This window comes from Streptomyces sp. NBC_00178, from assembly GCF_036206005.1.
Lineage (GTDB): Bacteria > Actinomycetota > Actinomycetes > Streptomycetales > Streptomycetaceae > Streptomyces.
In genome coordinates, this window is the sequence record NZ_CP108143.1 from 5,489,283 (window position 1) to 5,507,733 (window position 18,451).

At 71.3% G+C, this 18,451-nt stretch carries 15 protein-coding genes; 13 read left to right on the forward strand and 2 right to left on the reverse strand.

Going from position 1 to position 18,451, the window contains the following annotated elements:
• Positions 1-3: 3 nt before the first annotated feature.
• Complete coding sequence (locus tag OHT61_RS24165) at positions 4-1,410, forward strand: sensor histidine kinase (protein WP_329041101.1); 1,407 nt, start codon at positions 4-6, stop codon at positions 1,408-1,410.
• Positions 1,411-1,674: 264 nt separating this feature from the next.
• Here OHT61_RS24165 and OHT61_RS24170 read toward each other — a convergent pair whose 3' ends face one another.
• Positions 1,675-2,673 carry a TAXI family TRAP transporter solute-binding subunit gene (locus OHT61_RS24170; protein WP_329041102.1) on the reverse strand — a complete coding sequence of 333 codons (999 nt, stop codon included), beginning with the start codon at positions 2,671-2,673 and terminating at the stop codon, positions 1,675-1,677.
• Positions 2,674-2,770: 97 nt separating this feature from the next.
• Between OHT61_RS24170 and miaB the strand changes: the two genes are divergently transcribed.
• Together miaB and OHT61_RS24180 are read left to right on the forward strand one after the other, a co-directional pair.
• A complete protein-coding gene (miaB, locus tag OHT61_RS24175) occupies positions 2,771-4,285 on the forward strand; it encodes a tRNA (N6-isopentenyl adenosine(37)-C2)-methylthiotransferase MiaB (protein ID WP_329041104.1) in 1,515 nt (504 codons plus the stop codon).
• Between the two features lie 14 nt (positions 4,286-4,299).
• A complete protein-coding gene (locus OHT61_RS24180; RefSeq protein WP_329041105.1) occupies positions 4,300-5,019 on the forward strand; it encodes a class III extradiol dioxygenase subunit B-like domain-containing protein in 720 nt (239 codons plus the stop codon).
• 69 nt (positions 5,020-5,088) lie between these two features.
• Here OHT61_RS24180 and OHT61_RS24185 read toward each other — a convergent pair whose 3' ends face one another.
• Positions 5,089-5,346 carry an antitoxin gene (locus OHT61_RS24185; RefSeq protein ID WP_327113795.1) on the reverse strand — a complete coding sequence of 86 codons (258 nt, stop codon included), beginning with the start codon at positions 5,344-5,346 and terminating at the stop codon, positions 5,089-5,091.
• Between the two features lie 174 nt (positions 5,347-5,520).
• Here OHT61_RS24185 and miaA point away from each other — a divergent pair, with 174 nt between their 5' ends.
• The 10 genes from miaA (at position 5,521) to hflX (ending at position 18,445) form a co-directional block, all read left to right on the forward strand.
• Positions 5,521-6,459, forward strand: a complete 939-nt coding sequence (gene miaA / locus OHT61_RS24190) for a tRNA (adenosine(37)-N6)-dimethylallyltransferase MiaA (RefSeq protein WP_329041108.1) — start codon at positions 5,521-5,523, stop codon at positions 6,457-6,459.
• 718 nt (positions 6,460-7,177) lie between these two features.
• A complete protein-coding gene (locus OHT61_RS24195) occupies positions 7,178-8,812 on the forward strand; it encodes an AMP-binding protein (protein WP_329041109.1) in 1,635 nt (544 codons plus the stop codon).
• A gap of 228 nt (positions 8,813-9,040) precedes the next feature.
• Positions 9,041-9,298 carry an acyl carrier protein gene (locus tag OHT61_RS24200; RefSeq protein WP_329041110.1) on the forward strand — a complete coding sequence of 86 codons (258 nt, stop codon included), beginning with the start codon at positions 9,041-9,043 and terminating at the stop codon, positions 9,296-9,298.
• A 76-nt stretch (positions 9,299-9,374) separates the two neighbouring features.
• Positions 9,375-10,250 (forward strand): acyl-ACP desaturase, encoded by an 876-nt coding sequence (locus OHT61_RS24205; protein WP_329041111.1) that lies wholly within the window; start codon positions 9,375-9,377, stop codon positions 10,248-10,250.
• Between the two features lie 247 nt (positions 10,251-10,497).
• The gene (locus OHT61_RS24210) at positions 10,498-11,295 is read left to right on the forward strand and encodes a thioesterase II family protein (protein ID WP_329041113.1); all 798 of its coding nucleotides are present in this window, start codon (positions 10,498-10,500) and stop codon (positions 11,293-11,295) included.
• A gap of 245 nt (positions 11,296-11,540) precedes the next feature.
• Positions 11,541-11,978, forward strand: coding sequence for a hypothetical protein (locus OHT61_RS24215; protein ID WP_329043380.1), 438 nt, complete (start codon positions 11,541-11,543; stop codon positions 11,976-11,978).
• Positions 11,979-12,042: 64 nt separating this feature from the next.
• Entirely contained in the window at positions 12,043-12,915 is an 873-nt protein-coding gene (dapF, locus tag OHT61_RS24220; RefSeq protein ID WP_329041114.1) for a diaminopimelate epimerase, read from the forward strand.
• Between the two features lie 141 nt (positions 12,916-13,056).
• The gene (locus tag OHT61_RS24225) at positions 13,057-15,201 is read left to right on the forward strand and encodes a RelA/SpoT family protein (protein WP_329041116.1); all 2,145 of its coding nucleotides are present in this window, start codon (positions 13,057-13,059) and stop codon (positions 15,199-15,201) included.
• 99 nt (positions 15,202-15,300) lie between these two features.
• Positions 15,301-16,791, forward strand: coding sequence for a M1 family metallopeptidase (locus OHT61_RS24230; protein ID WP_329041117.1), 1,491 nt, complete (start codon positions 15,301-15,303; stop codon positions 16,789-16,791).
• A 133-nt stretch (positions 16,792-16,924) separates the two neighbouring features.
• A complete protein-coding gene (gene hflX, locus OHT61_RS24235; RefSeq protein WP_329041118.1) occupies positions 16,925-18,445 on the forward strand; it encodes a GTPase HflX in 1,521 nt (506 codons plus the stop codon).
• Positions 18,446-18,451: the final 6 nt, after the last annotated feature.

The following is an 18,451-nucleotide window of genomic DNA, read 5'->3' on the forward strand; positions in this document are numbered from 1 at the left end:
CCGGTGCGCACCCGCCTGCTCCCCCTGCTCATCGTCCTCATGGCCGCCGTCCTGCTCGCCCTGGGATTCCCGCTCGCCGTGCGGGTGGCCGCCGCCGAGCAGCAGCGCGTCGTCATCGACCGCATCGACGACACCGCGCGCTTCGCCGCCCTCGCCCAGTTCGTCAGCGAGCCCGTCGAGGGCTCCGACGAGCGGCGGCGGATCCTGCGGACCGAACTCAGGGCCTACGACTCGGTGTACGGGATCAGGGCCGGCGTCTTCTACCGCGACGACAGGGCTCTGGCCAAGGCGCCGTCCCGCTGGACCCTGCCCGCCGAGGGTGAGGGCCGCGACGCCTTCCAGGAGGCCCTGCTCGGCCGGCGTTCCCACGACCCCGCACAGGTCTGGCCGTGGCAGCGGGGCAGGCTCGCCGTCGCCTCTCCGGTGGTCAGGGACGGGGACGTGGTCGCCGTCGTCGTCACCGATTCCCCCACCGGCGACATGCGTTCACGGACTCTGCGCGGCTGGCTGCTCATCGCCCTCGGCGAGGCCGTGGCCATGCTGGTGGCCGTGGGGGCGGCCTTCCGGCTCACCGGATGGGTGCTGCTGCCGGTACGGACCCTGGACGCCGCCACCCATGACATCGCCAGCGGCAGGATGCGGTCCCGCGTCGTCGCGTCCGGCGGCCCCCCGGAACTCAGGCGCCTGGCACGGTCGTTCAACGAGATGGCCGACAACGTCGAGGACGTGCTCGAACAACAGCGCGCCTTCGTCGCCGACGCCTCCCACCAACTGCGCAACCCGCTGGCCGCACTGCTCCTGCGCATCGAACTCCTCGCACTCGAACTCCCCGAGGGCAACGAGGAGATCGCCTCGGTGCGCACGGAGGGCAAGCGCCTGGCCAACGTCCTGGACGACCTGCTGGACCTGGCGCTCGCCGAGCACGCGGAGGCGGACCTCCGGCTCACGGACATCGGTGCGCTCACCGGCGAACGCGTCGCCGCCTGGCGCCCCCTCGCCGAGGAACAGGGAGTCACGCTGACCCTGGACGGCGCCCCCGCGGTCACCGGCTGGGCCGACCCCATCGCCCTGTCGAGCGCCCTCGACGCCGTCATCGACAACGCGCTGAAGTTCACACCCGAGGGCGAGGAGGTCCGGGTCACGGCGGGCACCGACGGGACCGGCGCGACCGTCACCGTCGCCGACCGGGGGCCCGGGCTGACCGAGCAGGAGATGGAGCGCGTCGGCGACCGCTTCTGGCGCAGCGGACGGCATCAGAACATCAAGGGGTCCGGTCTCGGCCTCTCCATCTCCCGCGCCCTGCTCGCGGCGGGCGGCGGCACGATCGGCTACGCCCCGCACGAGCCGCACGGCCTGCTGGTGACGCTCACCGTGCCACGCGACGCCCCGCACGACGCCCAGCGGGTCTGAGCCCGCACGACGTCCAGCGGGTCTGAGCCCGCACGACGCCCAGCGGGTCTGAGCCCGCACGACGTCCCGGCACACCTGACCCCGGACGACGTCCCTCGCGGGCGCCGGCGACCGATCCCGCACGCCGACCGGAGCCCGTGCGTCCGTGCCGCGCGCTGAGGCGCCCCGGCCCTGAGGTGTCCGCGCGCTGGGGCGTCCGCGCCCCGAGGCGCCCCGGCCCTGGGGCGTCCGCGCCCTGAGGCGCCTCCGCCCCGCGTGCAGACGTCAGGGCTTGGCGGAGCGGTAGTACCGCCTGGCCCCTTCGTGCAGGGCCAGCGGATCGGTGTAGATCGCCGTCCGCAGGTCCACCAGCTGCGCCGCGTGCACCTCGCGTCCGATCCGGTCCCGGCTGTCGATCACGGTCCGGGTGAACGCCTCGGTCATGAGCGGGTCCGTGCGGTCCGTGGTGATCAGCAGGTTGGCCACCGCCACCGTCTGGACGGCCTGCCCCTGCTGAGCGTGGTCGTAGGCGTCGGCCGGCATGACCGCGGACCTGTAGTGGCGGGTGGATCCGCCCGCCGCCTGGAGCTTGCTGATCAGGGGCGCCTCCAGCGGTACCAGCCTGATGTCGAACTCCTGCGACAGCTCCTCCACCGCACCGGTCGGCAGCCCGCCCGACCAGAAGAAGGCGTCGAGCTCCCCGTCGGTCAGCCGCTTCGGCATCGTGTCGATTCCGGCCTCGACCGGGGTGATGTCCTCGGACGGGTCGACGCCCGCCGCGGTCATGAGCCGGTCGGCGACGAGGAGCACGCCCGAGCCCTTCTGCCCGACGCCGACCCGCTTGCCCCGCAGGTCCGAGACCTTCTCGATGTCCGAGCCCCGGGGCACGACCAGCTGCACGTAGTCGTCGTACAACCGGACACACCCGCGCAGCCGTTCGCCGCCGGGCCTGCCGCTCTGCAGGTAGGTGGCCACCGCGTCGACGGTGGCGATCGTGAAGTCGGCCTTGCCCGTGGCGACCCGCTCGATGTTCTGCTGCGAGCCCTCGCTGTTCTGCAGCCGTATCGACACCTTGGGCATGTCCTTGGCCAGCGCGCCCTCGAGCCGCTGCCCGTAGCGCTGGTAGACCCCGCTCCGTACGCCGGTGGAGAAGGTGAGCGAGCCGCTGGGCTCCCCGTCGCCGAGCGGGAGGACCCACCACAGCAGCAGCCCGAGCGCGACGGTCGCGGCGGCGCCCCCCTGGAGGGTGCGGCGCCGGGCGGCCCGGGACAGTGCGTGGAACATGGCGCGATCCTGCCAGGAGGTCCCCCGTCCTGGCCAGGCCGGACGGAGCGGGACCTCCGGCGGAGGGGGAGGTCCGGCCAGCGCCTACCCTTGTTCCATGACCAGCGGCAACCGGAGCGAAGCAGTGGACGTCCAGAAGAGCTACGAGGTACGCACCTACGGGTGCCAGATGAACGTCCACGACTCCGAGCGCCTGTCGGGGCTCCTGGAGGGCGCCGGCTACGTGCGCGCGCCCGAGGGCTCCGACGGCGACGCCGACGTCGTCGTCTTCAACACCTGCGCCGTGCGGGAGAACGCCGACAACAAGCTCTACGGCAACCTCGGCCGCCTCGCCCCGATGAAGACGAAGCGCCCCGGGATGCAGATCGCCGTCGGCGGCTGCCTGGCGCAGAAGGACCGCGACACCATCGTGGAGCGGGCCCCCTGGGTCGACGTGGTCTTCGGCACGCATAACATCGGCAAGCTGCCGGTGCTCCTGGAGCGTGCCCGGATCCAGGAGGAGGCGCAGGTCGAGATCGCCGAGTCCCTGGAGGCGTTCCCCTCGACGCTGCCCACCCGGCGCGAGTCCGCCTACGCGGCCTGGGTGTCGATCTCCGTCGGCTGCAACAACACCTGCACCTTCTGTATCGTCCCGGCGCTGCGCGGCAAGGAGAAGGACCGCCGGACCGGCGACATCCTGGCGGAGATCGAGGCGCTCGTCGCCGAGGGCGTCAGCGAGATCACCCTGCTCGGCCAGAACGTCAACGCCTACGGCTCCGACATCGGCGACCGTGAGGCCTTCTCCAAGCTGCTGAGGGCCTGCGGCAGGATCGAGGGGCTGGAGCGCGTCCGCTTCACCTCGCCCCACCCGCGCGACTTCACCGACGACGTGATCGCCGCCATGGCCGAGACCCCGAACGTCATGCCCCAGCTGCACATGCCGATGCAGTCCGGGTCGGACACGATCCTGAAGGCGATGCGCCGCTCGTACCGCCAGGAACGCTTCCTCGGGATCATCGAGAAGGTGCGCGCCGCGATGCCGGACGCCGCCATCTCCACCGACATCATCGTGGGCTTCCCGGGCGAGACCGAGGAGGACTTCGAGCAGACGATGCACGCCGTGCGCGAGGCCCGCTTCGCCAACGCCTTCACCTTCCAGTACTCCAAGCGCCCCGGGACCCCCGCCGCCGACATGGAGGGGCAGATCCCCAAGGAGGTCGTCCAGGAGCGTTACATGCGCCTGTCGGCCCTCCAGGAGGAGATCTCCTGGAACGAGAACAAGAAGCAGGTCGGCCGCACCCTGGACGTCATGGTCGCGGAGGGCGAGGGCCGCAAGGACGGTGCCACGCAGCGTCTCTCCGGCCGCGCCCCCGACAACCGCCTGGTCCACTTCACCAAGCCGTCGCAGGACGTGCGCCCCGGCGACGTGGTGACCGTCGAGATCACCTACGCCGCGCCGCACCACCTGCTCGCCGAGGGCGCCCCCCTGGCCGTCCGGCGCACCCGGTCGGGCGACGCCTGGGAGAGGCGCACCGCCGCTCCCGCCGCCCAGCCCGCCGGAGTGATGCTCGGCCTGCCCGGCGTCGGCGTGCCCGCCCCGCTGCCCGCGGCCCAGGGATGCGCCGTCGACTGAGTACGCTGACCGGCATGCTTGTCGCCGCTGCCGTCTGTCCCTGCCCGCCGCTGCTCGTTCCCGAGGTGGCCGCGGGTGCCGGGCCCGAGCTCGACGCCGCGCGGGACGCGTGCGTCGACGCACTGGGCGTGCTCGCCGCGGCGAGGCCGGACCTGCTGATCGTGACCGGGCCCGCCGAAGCGGACGGCCTGGGCCCCTTTCCGTCCGGTTCGGCCGGTACCTTCGCGGGCTTCGGGGTGGACCTGACCGTGCGGCTGGGTGAGGCGCCCGCGGCCTCCGCCGCCCCGGCGCAGCGGCTGCCGGCGCCCCTCGCGGTCGGGGCGTGGCTCCTGGAGCGCGCGGGGTGGGCCGGCGCACCGGTCGAGGGGCTGGGGGTCGGCGAGCAGTTGTCGGCCGACCGCTGCCTGCGAGCCGGGGCGGAGCTCGCGGACCGCGCGGAGCGGGTGGCCCTGCTGGTCATGGGCGACGGCAGCGCCTGCCGGACGGTCAAGGCGCCGGGTTACCTGGACGAGCGGGCCGAGGCCTTCGACGCGAGGGCCGGGAAGGCCCTGGGGTCGGCGGACGTCGCCGCGCTCGGTGCGCTGGACGCGACGCTGGCACACGAGCTGAAGGTGTCCGGCCGGGCCCCCTGGCAGGTGCTCGCGGGCGCGGCCGACGGGGCGGGACTGTCCGGCCACCTGCTGTACGAGGACGCGCCGTACGGCGTGGGATATGTCGTAGCCGCCTGGTCGTGACGCCGGGCACGACGCGCCGAGGGCCGCGGGGCCACAAGGCCCCGCGGCCCTCGGTCCGCCGTCGGTGCGTCAGGCCGCCGGCGGTGCGGGCGGTGTCGTCGGCGGGGTGCCGCCACCGTCCTTCTGCCCGAGCCGGTCGACCGCGTCCTTCGCCTTCTGCGTGCCGGACACGATCTTGTCGCTGTACTTGCCCTTGGTCTTCTGATCGACCGTGCGGGCGGCCCTGTCGAGGCCCTGGTCGATCTTGCCCCCGTGCTGCTGCGCGAGGTCGCCGACCTTCTCCTTGGCCGGGGCCAGCTTGGCCTTCAGGTTGTCCAGGAAACCCATGGGTCACCTTCCGTGCTGGAGGACTGTGGTCACATTTTACTCGTCAGCGGGCAAACACGCGTGACTCGCCGTGACCGGACGCACCGCGGACCACCCGGGTACCGGCTCGTGCCCGGTACCCGGACCCATCCCCGGGCGGTCCGGGGAGGCCGTGGAGTTTGGGAGGATGTCCCGGTGAGAAGACCAGCTCCCGCTCCCCGCGTCATCACCGTCGTCGGCCCCACGGCGGCCGGCAAATCCGATCTGGGTGTCTTCCTCGCCCAGCAGCTCGGTGGCGAGGTGGTCAACGCCGACTCCATGCAGCTCTACCGGGGCATGGACATCGGCACGGCGAAGCTGACCGTCCAGGAGCGCGACGGCGTCCCCCACCACCTGCTGGACGTCTGGGACGTCACCGAGGCCGCGAGCGTGGCCGAATACCAGCGTCTCGCCCGAGCCGAGATCGACCGGCTCCTCGCGGCCGGCCGCACCCCGGTCCTGGTCGGCGGTTCCGGTCTCTACGTGAAGGGCGCGATCGACGCCTTGGAGTTCCCCGGCACGGACCCCGAGGTGCGGGCCGGACTCGAGCAGGAGCTGACGGAACACGGCTCCGGCGCCCTGCACGCCCGGCTGGCCGCGGCCGACCCGGCGGCGGCCCACGCCATCCTCCCCGGCAACGGGCGGCGGATCGTCCGCGCGCTCGAGGTCATCGAGATCACGGGCAAACCCTTCACCGCCAACCTCCCGGGCGACGAGGCGGTGTACGACGCGATCCAGATCGGTGTGGACGTCGGGCGCCCCGAACTCGACGGACGTATCACCTCCCGGGTGGACCGGATGTGGGAGGCCGGGCTGGTCGACGAGGTGCGCGCGCTGGAAGCCCTCGGGCTGCGCGGGGGACGCACGGCATCCCGTGCGCTCGGCTACCAGCAGGTGCTCGCGGCGCTCGCGGGGGAGTGCGACGAGGAGGAGGCGCGCAACGAGACCGTGCGCGCCACCAAGCGATTCGCCCGCCGTCAGGACTCGTGGTTCCGGCGCGACCCGCGCGTCACGTGGTTGAACGGCGCCGAAGAACACCGGGAAGAGCTTCCGCGACGAGCGATGTCATTGGTCGAACGGATGATCGAAGCCTGATGGCGCGACGAGGAATCACCGGCCTGGCCTGATCTTCGGCCCGACGGGTGCGGGTGGGGGGTGCCGGCCGCCGCGACTGCCCCGGTCCGCGCTCGGCAGGGGCCGGCGGACCTGGCGCTTCGGCGGGCCGGGGCGCGTCCCGGGAGCGGCCGGGGGTGACAGGCGCCGACGAACGGTCCGGAGTGACCGGCACGGCGACTCGGTACCCATGACGTCCAATGCCCGCAGCCCGAAGCGGTTGTGACTGGATGTCAGATCCACGCCGACATCCTCGATACAAGACGATTGCACCCGCTATTGATCGTCCGAATCTCAATCGATCGCTCGCTGGGCCTGGTTGTGTCGCGCGCTTCCCGTGTGGGGGGCGACGTCGACCGGTCGGTCAAGTGGCTACATACGGTGTCCGGCGTCCGACGACGGCGGGCAAGTCAAGCTGTGTCAGGCTGATCTGACGATTCGTCTCTTCCCTCGCCGCATCGCATACGCAACCGTGGTTACTTGAGACGGCAATCAATAGTATGGTCCGGACGTGGCAGGCGGCTGAGTGGACGACGTCCCGACGTCCGGGGCGCACGTCCTCGGCGCATGCCGAAGTCGCCCTCGGGCATTTCGGATGGCGGAACTTCGGGGGGCGTTGCCCTGCCCGCCCCGACCCGAGCTGAACCGTGCCGAATCAGGCCGCGTCGTACGAGCTGCCCGGCACCCGTAAGGAACAATCGTGACATTCACTGCGGCCACACTGGCCGAAGCTCTGCGTGACTGCGTGGAGAAGTGGCCCGAGAGACAGCTGGCCTTTCCCGAACTGGAACGGCAGCTGACGGTCCGACAACTCGCCTGGAACGCCCAGCGGTTCGCCGCCGAGCTCCTGCGGGCCGGTGTGGGCACAGGCGACGTGGTGGGCTTGCTGTCCGCAACCGGACCCCAGGTCCTCACAGGTGTCCTCGCAGTCACCTGCGCCGGGGCGGCGGTCAGTCTGCTGCCGATCCCGCCGATGATGCGAGACCTCGAATCCGCCGCTCGGCACGTGACCGGGTTCGTGGACTCCGCCGGGATGAGATACCTGCTGGTGGACGCGTCCCAGGAGGAGCTGGGCGACCTCGTGCGAGCCGCCCGCCCTGGCGTCACCGTGCTGCGTCTCCCGACGGACGAGGTGGCTGCCGAAGGTCCGGCGTCCGGACTCCCCGACGTGTCGCCGGACGACATCGCCATCATCCAGTACACCTCGGGCAGTACCGCCCAGCCCAAGGGTGTGGTGCTGCGGCACCGCACCGTGGCGGCGGGACTGCGTTCCATAGGTGTCGCCGCGGACATCACGCCGGACGACGTGTTCATCCAGTGGGTCCCGCACTTCCATGACATGGGGCTGTTCGGCTGGCTGGCCTATCTGACACACGGAGCGGCCACCCATACCTTCAGTCCCGGGGGCTTCATCCGGCGCCCCGCGAGGTTCCTGGAGTACTTCGCGGCGCATCGAGGCACGGTGACCTGCGGGCCCGATTTCGGCTACAACCTGATGATCCAGGCCATGGACGACAAGGCTGTAGCCGAGCTGGACCTGAGCAGCTGGCGATTCGCGTTCAACGGCTCCGAGCCCGTCTCGGCGGCGACGGTCGCGGCCTTCATCGAACGTCTGAAGCCGGCGGGAGTCCGCCCCGAGACGATGTTCCCGGTGTACGGGATGGCCGAGGCCACCTTGGCGGTCACCTTCCCCGAACCGGGTGAGGCCCCCCGGATCCTGCACGTCGACCGCACCCTCCTGGCCGGTGAGGAAGAGGTGCGCCTGGTGGACCCGGCCGACCCCGAGGCCAAGCCGGTGGTGGCGGTGGGCAGCCCTGTCGAGGGCCTGGAACTGCGCCTGCGCACACGGTCCGGTGAGCCCGCCGCCGACGGACAGCTCGCGGAGATCCAGATCCGAGGACAAGGGGTCACCGAGGGCTACTACCGCTCCCCGAGCGCGACCGAGGCGCTCTTCGACGGCGGGTGGCTGAAGACCGGCGACCTCGGGTTCCGTCACCTCGACCGGCTCTACGTGGCCGGCCGGATCAAAGACATGATCATCGTCAAGGGCAAGAACTTCTTCGCCCAGGACGTTGAGGCCGTCGTGTGCGACCTCCCCGGGATCTACCGGGGCCGCTGCGTAGCCGTGCCCGACGACGCGGAGCACCTGACCGTGGTGGCGGAGACGAAGCAAGCGCACGAGGAACTGGCGGAGGAGATCCGGCTGCGGGTGGCCGCGGAACTCGGCCTGTCCGCGATCCGCGTGCATCTTGTGCGGCCCGGCAGGCTTCCCCGCACCACGAGTGGCAAGTGGCGGCGCAACGAGGTGCGACAGCTGGTCGCTTCCGCGACCTGACCGGGCGGCAGGGGTGCTCACCCGTAGGTGCCCGGAACCACGGGACCCGACGGGGCGCCGAGGCGGCACACGACGGATAAGGCGTCGCTGCGCACACGCCCCGCTCCGGTGGCCCTCCGGCGAGGTGTACCGGAGAGCAAGCCTGGCCCGAATCGCGTTCCTTCGACAGGAGAAACGTTTCGTCTGGCCGACCGCAACCACGTATCGATCACAAACGAAAGGGTTGGAATGATGAGGAACCGGGACGAGATCCTGGCGCTGGTGGCGGCACAGCTCGCCACCGTGCTGCCGCTCACCGGGCGCGTGCTGCAGGAGTCGGACGTGCTGCGCGAGCTGCCCGAGATCGACTCGCTGAACCTGGTACGCGTCGCCGCCGGCCTGGAGAAGGAATGCGGCGTGCAGTTCGACGACGCGACGGTCTTCGGCGCGAAGACCGTCGGCGACCTCGTGGACGGCATCTCGGCCGCGCTCACGGCCAAGTCGTAGCAATCGCTGCCGCGGGCCGCCGCCCGGGCGGCCCGCGCTATGCCAGGGCACTTCACCGAATGAGGACATCAAGCACATGTTGACGGACAACGCGACGGCTGAACGCGGCGCCGTGGAAGCCGAGATCACCGAGTCGGAGATCGAGGTCATTCGCCGGTCTGCGGTGACCACCGTACGGCGGACAGCCGAGCACCCCTGGTCGCTGTCGGACGTGAACTGGTCCGAGGTCAGACCGGAGGAACTCACTGATGACGACCACTCGATCGTGCGGTTCATCACGTATGTAGAGGACCACATCCCCGCGTTCCTGAGCTTCAACCTGACGGCATTCCCCACGACGGGTGATATGAGCACGGCGACGTATCACCGGAACCGGGAGTACGCGCGCTTCCTGTTCGCCTGGGCGAACGACGAGGAAAAGCACGCGTCGGCCCTGAGCGAGTACCAGCTGGTGTCGGAGATGGCGGACGAGAAGAGTCTGGCCGCCGACCTCGCCGAGGTCGGGCGGCAGCCCTTCTCCATGGACTACGAGGACCCGCTGGAGGCATTCCTCTACCTCTTCATGCAGGAGAAGGCCACCCAGCTCTTCTACCAGCACTACCGGGCCGCGCTGAGCGAGCCGGTACTGCAGCAGTTGCTGCGCCTCATGGCCAGGGACGAGGCCCGGCACTTCGCGTTCTACTCGCGGGTGATCGAGGAGTCCCTGGGAAGAGCGGGGTCCAAGACCCTTTCACGGGCCAAGGACGTCCTGTCGACCTTCCAGATGCCGCTCGACGGCGTCTACGACGGCTACTGGCGGCTCGCGTTGAAGGTCGTCGACAGGGTGGGCCACGACCACACCGAGGCCTACGAGGCACTGGACAAGCTCGTGCGCCGATTCGTCAACACGATCGGCACTCCCGAGGTCGACGACTTCGGACGCTTCGTCAAGACGGTTCAGAAGATGCCGTAGCCACCGCGAGCCGTGTCACCGGACGGCAGGGCCGGCCGGTGACGGGGCCACCCGGCCGGTGAGACCTCGTCACCGGGACGACCACCGCAGCGGCCCCGTTGACATCACCGTGCTCACCGGCGCCAGGCGACGCGCGGCCGGGCCACACCGATGGACCGGCTGCAGCGCGCCCTCCCATACGGCGACGCCGGCTCACCTCTCATGCACACCGACCCCGGAACGGGGCCATCGAGCGGGGAACACCGCCTTGAACGGCAGCAAGACGCACGACGACACCGAGGTCCGGCTGTTCGCCTTCCACCACGCCGGGGGATCGAGCAGCCTCTACCGGGCATGGCCCCGCTTCCTCCCGCCCGGCTGGGACCTGCGGGCGCTCGACGCGCCCGGACACGGCTCACTCATGGGACAGCCGCCCCTCGACGACCTGGGACACCTCGTAGGGCACTTCCTCGAGGCCGTCCGGCCCGGACTGGACGTCCCCTACGCCTTCTTCGGACACAGCATGGGCGCCATCGTCGCCTTCGAGCTGACACGCCGGCTGATCGAGGAGGGACTCGAACCGCCGGTCTGGCTCGGTGTCTCCTCCTGCCGAGCGCCGAGCGAACCGAGCGGCGTGCAGCGTCACGCCGCCGGCGACGAGGAACTACGCAGCCACATAGCCGAGTTGGGTGGGAGCTCGGAGCACCTGCTCGGCGACCCGGTGCTGTGGCGGATCTTCGGCCCGCTCATCAGGACCGACCTGCGACTGGTGGAGACCTGGCGGTCGGACGCCACCGGCCCGCTGGACGTACCGTTGTCGGTGTTCGGCGGACGCCACGACGAGTTCGCGCCGCCGGATCGGCTGACCCCCTGGGCGGACCGGACGACCGCGTATCTGGGGACGCGACTGTTCGACGGGGGGCATTTCCACTTCAGCGCCGGCCCGGAGCCTCTGCTGGCGGACGTCGTACGCGATGTGCGCACCGCCCTGGGCCCCGCCGCGTCGGCACCGGCGGGGCCTGGAGAAGCCGCCCGAACCCCGCGCACGCCTGTTCGACGTGATTGAGGCGGTTCCTCCACCGGGCTGGTCGCGGCCGGTCAATCCGGCGCTGACCTGGGGCTATTGCTGACCCCTCGTTGACTCGCCGACCAGCGGCAGGCTTTTGACCTGCGTAAACCCTGGAGCAGGGCTATAACAGCCTGATCACGTGATGGCATCGGGACGCCCCGCCCGTCATTTCGGCGCCCTGGAGCGTGCCATCATCGAGCATCGATCGACCAGTGGAGTCCGAGTTGGGAGGGCGCGTGGCGATGGAAGCCGGCCCCCGCGACACAGACCAGGATGTACCGGGTACGCAGCACGGCACAGGGAGCCTGAGCCCTGACGGGCCCGACGAACACGACGTGGCCCCCGAGGTCGAGGTCGAGCTCCGCCCGGCCCGCAGGCTGCGGATCTGGCAGCTCGCGCCGATCGTGGCACTCGCGGCGGTCGGATCCCTCATGTTCGCCTTCCCCCTCGCCTTCGAGTTCGGCGGCGGTGGTGCCGTGGTGGCGATGCTGGGGCTGCTGATCAGCTGCTGCGCCGCGGGCTGGGGCATGATGGCGGCACGCCGCGTCGGGCACACCTGGCCAGGCCTGACTCCTCGGGGCCCGGCAGCGCGCCCCGACTGGCGGGCGATCACGCTGTACGTCGCTCTCTGCGCGGCGCTGGTCGCCCTGGCGGTCTGGCGCGTGGCCCGCCTCCGCTGAAGTCACCCCGTGGCCGGTCGACCCGGACCGGCGGCCGGCCGCCGCGGCCTCGTACAGTTGATGCGTGAGCACATCGCAGATCGCCTTCCTCAAGGGCCACGGCACCGAGAACGACTTCGTGATCGTTCCCGATCCCGACAACGCCCTGGACCTGCCGGTTTCCCTCGTCGCCCGGCTGTGCGACCGCCGGGCGGGCATCGGCGGCGACGGGCTGCTGCACGTCGTGCGCTCCGCCGCGCACCCCGACGCCGAGGGCATGGCGGAGCAGGCGGAGTGGTTCATGGACTACCGCAACGCCGACGGATCGGTCGCCGAGATGTGCGGCAACGGCGTCCGCGTCTTCGCCCGCTACCTCCAGCGCGCGGGTCTCGCCTCCGAAGGGGATCTCGCCGTCGCGACGCGGGGCGGGGTCAAGCGGGTGCACATCGCCAAGGACGGTGACGTCACGGTTTCCATGGGAAGCGCGCTGCTCCCCGGTGAGGGCGTCACGGTCACGGTGGACGGCCGCAGCTGGGAGGCCCGCAACGTGAACATGGGCAATCCGCACGCCGTCGCGTTCGTCGAGGACCTGGACCACGCCGGGAACCTGTACTCCGTACCGCCGTTCAGCCCGCAGTCCGTCTACCCGGACGGGGTCAACATCGAGTTCGTCGCGGACCGCGGACCGCGGCACGTCGCGATGCGCGTCCACGAGCGCGGCTCCGGCGAGACACGCTCCTGCGGTACGGGCGCCTGCGCCGTCGCGGTCGCCGCCGCGCGCAGGGACGGCGTGGACCCGTCGCTGACGGGGGCCCCTGCCACGTACACCGTGGACCTCCCCGGCGGGACCCTGGTGATCACCGAACATCCCGACGGCGGGATCGACATGACGGGCCCCGCGGTCATCGTCGCCGAGGGCGTGATCGACACCGCGTGGCTCGAAACGATGATCGGTTAGAGCTTCGCTCGAATGGGTGATCCGTTTCACGCTGGGCGAGAGCTGGACTGCGCCACGTGGTGGGGTCGATAGCATCAAGCACCGGCCCGGGGGTGCATCCGCACCCCTTGCCCGCCGGTCGACGTTCGCCGGAGGTGCCCCATGAGCGCAGAGGCCGCCAATCCAGGTGCTCCCCTTCGCAAGCGCGGTCGTGCGCGGATCGACCTGCGCCGGCTGGGGCGGGTCGCCCTGCTCGGGCCCGTCTCCCGCGACCGTCTTCCCGACGCCATCGGGCACGTGGCGGAGGCGCACCGCGCGCACCATCCGGACGCCGACCTGGCCATCCTGCGCAAGGCCTACGTGCTCGCCGAGTCCTCGCACCGCGGCCAGATGCGCAAGAGCGGTGAGCCCTACATCACCCACCCGCTCGCGGTCACCCTGATCCTGGCCGAACTCGGCGCCGAGACCACGACCCTGACGGCGTCCCTGCTGCACGACACGGTCGAGGACACCGAGGTGACGCTCGATCAGGTGCGGCAGGAGTTCGGCGACGAGGTCTGCTACCTGGTCGACGGCGTCACCAAGCTCGAGAAGGTCGACTACGGCGCCGCGGCCGAGCCCGAGACCTTCCGCAAGATGCTCGTGGCCACCGGCAACGACGTCCGCGTCATGTCGATCAAACTCGCCGACCGGCTGCACAACATGCGCACCCTCGGTGTCATGCGCCCCGAGAAGCAGGTCAGGATCGCCAAGGTCACCCACGAGGTGCTCATCCCGCTCGCGGAACGCCTGGGCGTGCAGGCGCTCAAGACGGAGCTGGAGGACCTCGTCTTCGCGATCCTCCATCCCGCCGAGTACGAGAGCACCCGTGCCCTCATCACGGCGTGGGAGGGGGCGCAGGACCCGCTGACGGAGATCGCCGACGGCGTCCGCTCGACCCTGCGGGACGCGGGGGTCAGCGCCGAAGTACTCATCAGACCCCGGCACTTCGTGTCGGTGCACCGGGTGAGGGAGAAACGCGGGGAGATGCGCGGCACCGACTTCGGCCGGCTGCTGGTGCTGGTCGGCGAGGACGCCGACTGCTACGCGGTCCTCGGTGAACTGCACACCTGCTTCACGCCGGTGATCTCCGAGTTCAAGGACTTCATCGCGGCCCCCAAGTTCAACCTCTACCAGTCGTTGCACACCGCGGTCGTCGGCGCCGAGGGAGCCGTCGCCGAGGTCCTCATCCGCACCCACCGGATGCACAAGGTCGCCGAGGCGGGGGTCGTCGCCCTCGGCAACCCGTACACCCAGGACGGCGCCGGCGGCGCGCACCAGGCGGAGCCCGCCGACGGGGAGCGCGCCGACCCGACGCGCCCGGGCTGGCTCTCCCGACTCCTGGACTGGCAGGAGTCGGCGACCGACTCCGACCAGTTCTGGACCACGCTCCGCGCCGACCTGGCCCAGGACAAGGAGATCACGGTCTTCCGCAGCGACGGAGGCACCCTGGGGCTGCCCGCGGGCGCCAGCTGTGTGGACGCCGCATACGCGCAGTACGGCGAGGAGGCGCACGGCTGTATCGGCGCCCGGGTCAACGGGCGTCTGGCCACGCTCAGCACCGTGCTGAACGACGGCGACACCGTGCAGCTGCTGATCGCCCAGGACGGCTCCTCCGGTCCGTCGCCCGAGTGGCTCGACCACGTGCGCACCCCGGGCGCCCGAATCGCGATCACGGCGTGGCTGGACACCCATCCGGACGGTGCCCAGGGCCCCCACAAGAGCCCCGACGCGCCGAGACCGCAGGCGCAGCCCGCCGACGACGCGGGCAACAGCAGGGGCAAGGCGCCCGGAGGCGACCCGAGCGTGCTCGTCGACAGGCCGGGCGCACCGGTCCGGCTCGCGGGCTGCTGCACACCCGTGCCGCCCGACGCCATCGTCGGATTCACCGTGCGGGGCGGCGCCGTCACCGTGCACCGGGACGAGTGTCCGGCGGTCGGCCGTATGCGCGCGCTCGGCAGGCCGGCCGTCGGGGCCCGCTGGAACGACCCGGGGGAGTGGAGCCGCGGCGCGGACTACCGGGTCACCCTCGTCGCCGAGTCGTTCGGACGGCCCCGGCTGCTCGCCGACCTCACCGAGGCGATCGCGGCGGCGGACGCGGCCATCGTCGCGGCCACCGTCGAGCCGCCCAGCGAACAGCGCGTCCGGCACACCTACACCCTGCAGCTGCCCGACGCGGCGGGCCTGCCGGGCCTCATGCGCGCGATGCGCGACGTGCCCGGTGTGTACGACGTGAGCCGCGCGCAGCAGCCCGCCGCAGCCGGCTGACCGCGCGGCGGCCGCCACCCTGCCGGGTGCCGCGACCCGTTCGGGTGGTGCGGCGCGCGGCACCCCCGCCCGCACGGTACGCGCTGATAGCCGTAGTCCATGCCGCTCCCCTCGCGCCGACTGCGCGCCGCTCTGCTGGCCACCGCCTCGCTCACCCTCGTCGCCGCCACCCTGCCCGCACCCGAACCGCTGGGCATCGGCGACCGGCTGTTCCCGTATCTGGGCAACCCCGGTTACGACGTCCTCTCGTACGACATCTCGCTCACCTACAAGGGCGCCAACACCAAGCCCCTCGAAGCGGTCACGACCATCGACGCCCGCACCACCGCGCCGCTGGAGCGCCTCAACCTCGACTTCGCGCGGGGCACCGTCCGCTCCGTCGAGGTCGACGGGCTGAACGCCGGCTTCGCCACCGCGCGGGAGGACCTGATCGTACGGGCGCCCGTACGGCTGCCCTCCGGAGCGCACGTGCGGATCACCGTCCGGCACACGAGCGATCCCGCGGGCGAGAAGGCGAACGGCGGCTGGGTCCCGACCGCGGACGGCCTCGCCATGGCGAACCAGGCCGATGCCGCACACCGGGTCTTCCCGGGCAACGACCACCCCGCCGACAAGGCGTACTTCACCTTCCGGGTGACCGCACCCGACGACCTCACCGTCGTGGCGGGCGGCCTGCCCGCCGGCAAGCGGCACCACGGGGGCGCCACGACCTGGACGTACCGCACCCGGCACCCCATGGCGACCGAACTCGCCCAGGTGTCCATCGGCCGCTCCGCCGTCCTGCGGCGCACCGGGCCGAACGGGCTCCCCGTGCGTGACGTGGTGCCCGCGGCCGACCGCGCGAAGCTGGAGCCGTGGCTGAAGAAGACGCCCGGGCAGCTGGCCTGGATGGAGAAGCAGGTCGGCCCGTATCCGTTCGAGACCTACGGGCTCCTCGTCGCCGACACCGAGATGGGGTTCGAGCTGGAGACGCAGACCCTCTCGCTCTTCGAACGCTCCCTGTTCACCGGCACCGGCTACCCGGAGTGGTACGTCGACTCCGTCATGGTCCACGAACTCGCCCACCAGTGGTTCGGCAACAGCGTCTCTCCCCGTTCCTGGTCGGACCTGTGGCTCAACGAGGGACACGCCACCTGGTACGAGGCGCGGTACGCCGAGGAGCACGCGGGCAAGACGCTGGAGCGGCGGATGAAGGACGCCTACGCGCGCTCCGACGCCTGGCGCGCCGCGGGCGGCCCCCCGGCCCACCCCGACGTCCCGACCCCGGACCACAAGATCAGCCTGTTCAGGCCCGTCGTCTACGACGGCAGCGCCCTCATCCTGTACGCCCTGCGGGAGGAGATCGGCAGGACCGCGTTCGACCGTCTGGAGCGGACCTGGGTCCGGGAGCACCGGGACGGATCGGCGACCACCCGCCAGTTCACCGACCTGGCGTCGGCGACCGCCGGCCGGGACCTCACGGCGTTCTTCGACGGCTGGCTGTACGGGAGGAAGACCCCGCCGATGCCGGGCCACCCGGACTGGCGCAGCCGGACGCCCCGGAGCGCGGCGGACGGGCAGAGCCCGGCGAGGGCACCGAAACCCGAGTGACGGGCCGAGCGCGGACATGCCAGTATCGACGGGTCGGCACGGCGGCCGGCCGGCGGGTACCCCGGGCGGGAATCTTCCGGCGGCGTCACGCGTTGTGACTGGCGTAACGGACTTCCATCGACGTAAGGATCCAATGACCTCCTCTTCTTCCCTTCCCCAGGACGCGCAGGACGCGCAGAGCGCCACGGAATCCGTATCCGAGAGCCTCAACGAGGGCCTTCGGGCCGACGCCCTGATGGAAGAGGACGTCGCCTGGAGCCACGAGATCGACGGAGAGCGGGACGGCGAGCAGCTCGACCGTTCCGAGCGTGCGGCGCTGCGCCGTGTGGCCGGCCTCTCCACCGAGCTCGAGGACGTCACCGAGGTCGAGTACCGGCAGCTCCGCCTGGAGCGTGTCGTGCTCGTCGGTGTCTGGACCTCGGGCACGGTCCATGACGCGGAGATCTCCCTCGCGGAGCTCGCCGCGCTCGCGGAGACGGCGGGAGCGCAGGTGCTCGACGCCGTCTTCCAGCGCCGGGACAAGCCGGACCCGGCCACCTACATCGGATCGGGCAAGGCGCTGGAACTGCGCGACATCGTGCTCGAGTCCGGCGCCGACACCGTCGTGTGCGACGGTGAGCTCAGCCCGGGCCAGCTGATCCACCTCGAGGACGTCGTCAAGGTGAAGGTGGTCGACCGGACCGCTCTGATCCTCGACATCTTCGCCCAGCACGCCAAGTCCCGTGAGGGCAAGGCGCAGGTCTCCCTGGCGCAGATGCAGTACATGCTGCCGCGCCTGCGCGGCTGGGGTCAGTCGCTGTCCCGTCAGATGGGCGGCGGCGGTTCCAGCGGCGGTGGCGGCATGGCCACGCGTGGTCCCGGTGAGACCAAGATCGAGACGGACCGGCGCCGTATCCGCGAGAAGATGGCGAAGATGCGCCGGGAGATCGCGGAGATGAAGACCGGCCGCGAGATCAAGCGCCAGGAGCGCAAGCGCAACAAGGTGCCCTCCGTCGCGATCGCCGGTTACACCAACGCGGGCAAGTCCTCGCTGCTCAACCGGCTCACCGGTGCCGGGGTCCTGGTGGAGAACGCCCTGTTCGCCACCCTGGACCCGACGGTGCGCCGGGCCGAGACGCCGAGCGGCCGGATCTACACCCTGGCCGACACCGTCGGGTTCGTGCGCCACCTTCCCCACCACCTCGTGGAGGCGTTCCGGTCCACGATGGAGGAGGTCGGTGAGTCCGACCTGATCCTCCACGTGGTGGACGGCGCCCACCCGGTGCCCGAGGAGCAGCTCGCCGCCGTGCGCGAGGTGATCCGGGAGGTCGGCGCGGTCGACGTGCCCGAGATCGTCGTGATCAACAAGGCGGACGCGGCGGACCCGCTGGTCCTGCAGCGCCTCATGCGTGCCGAGAAGCACGCGATCGCCGTGTCGGCACGCACCGGTGCCGGCATCGACGAACTCCTCGCGCTCATCGACGCCGAGCTGCCGAGGCCGTCCGTCGAGATCGAGGCGCTCGTCCCCTACATCCAGGGTGCGCTCGTCTCCCGGGTGCACGCCGAGGGCGAGGTGATCTCCGAGGAGCACACCCCGGAGGGCACGCTGCTCAAGGCGCGGGTCCACGAGGAACTCGCCGCCGACCTGGGCATGTTCGCGCCGGTCGCCCACTGACACATC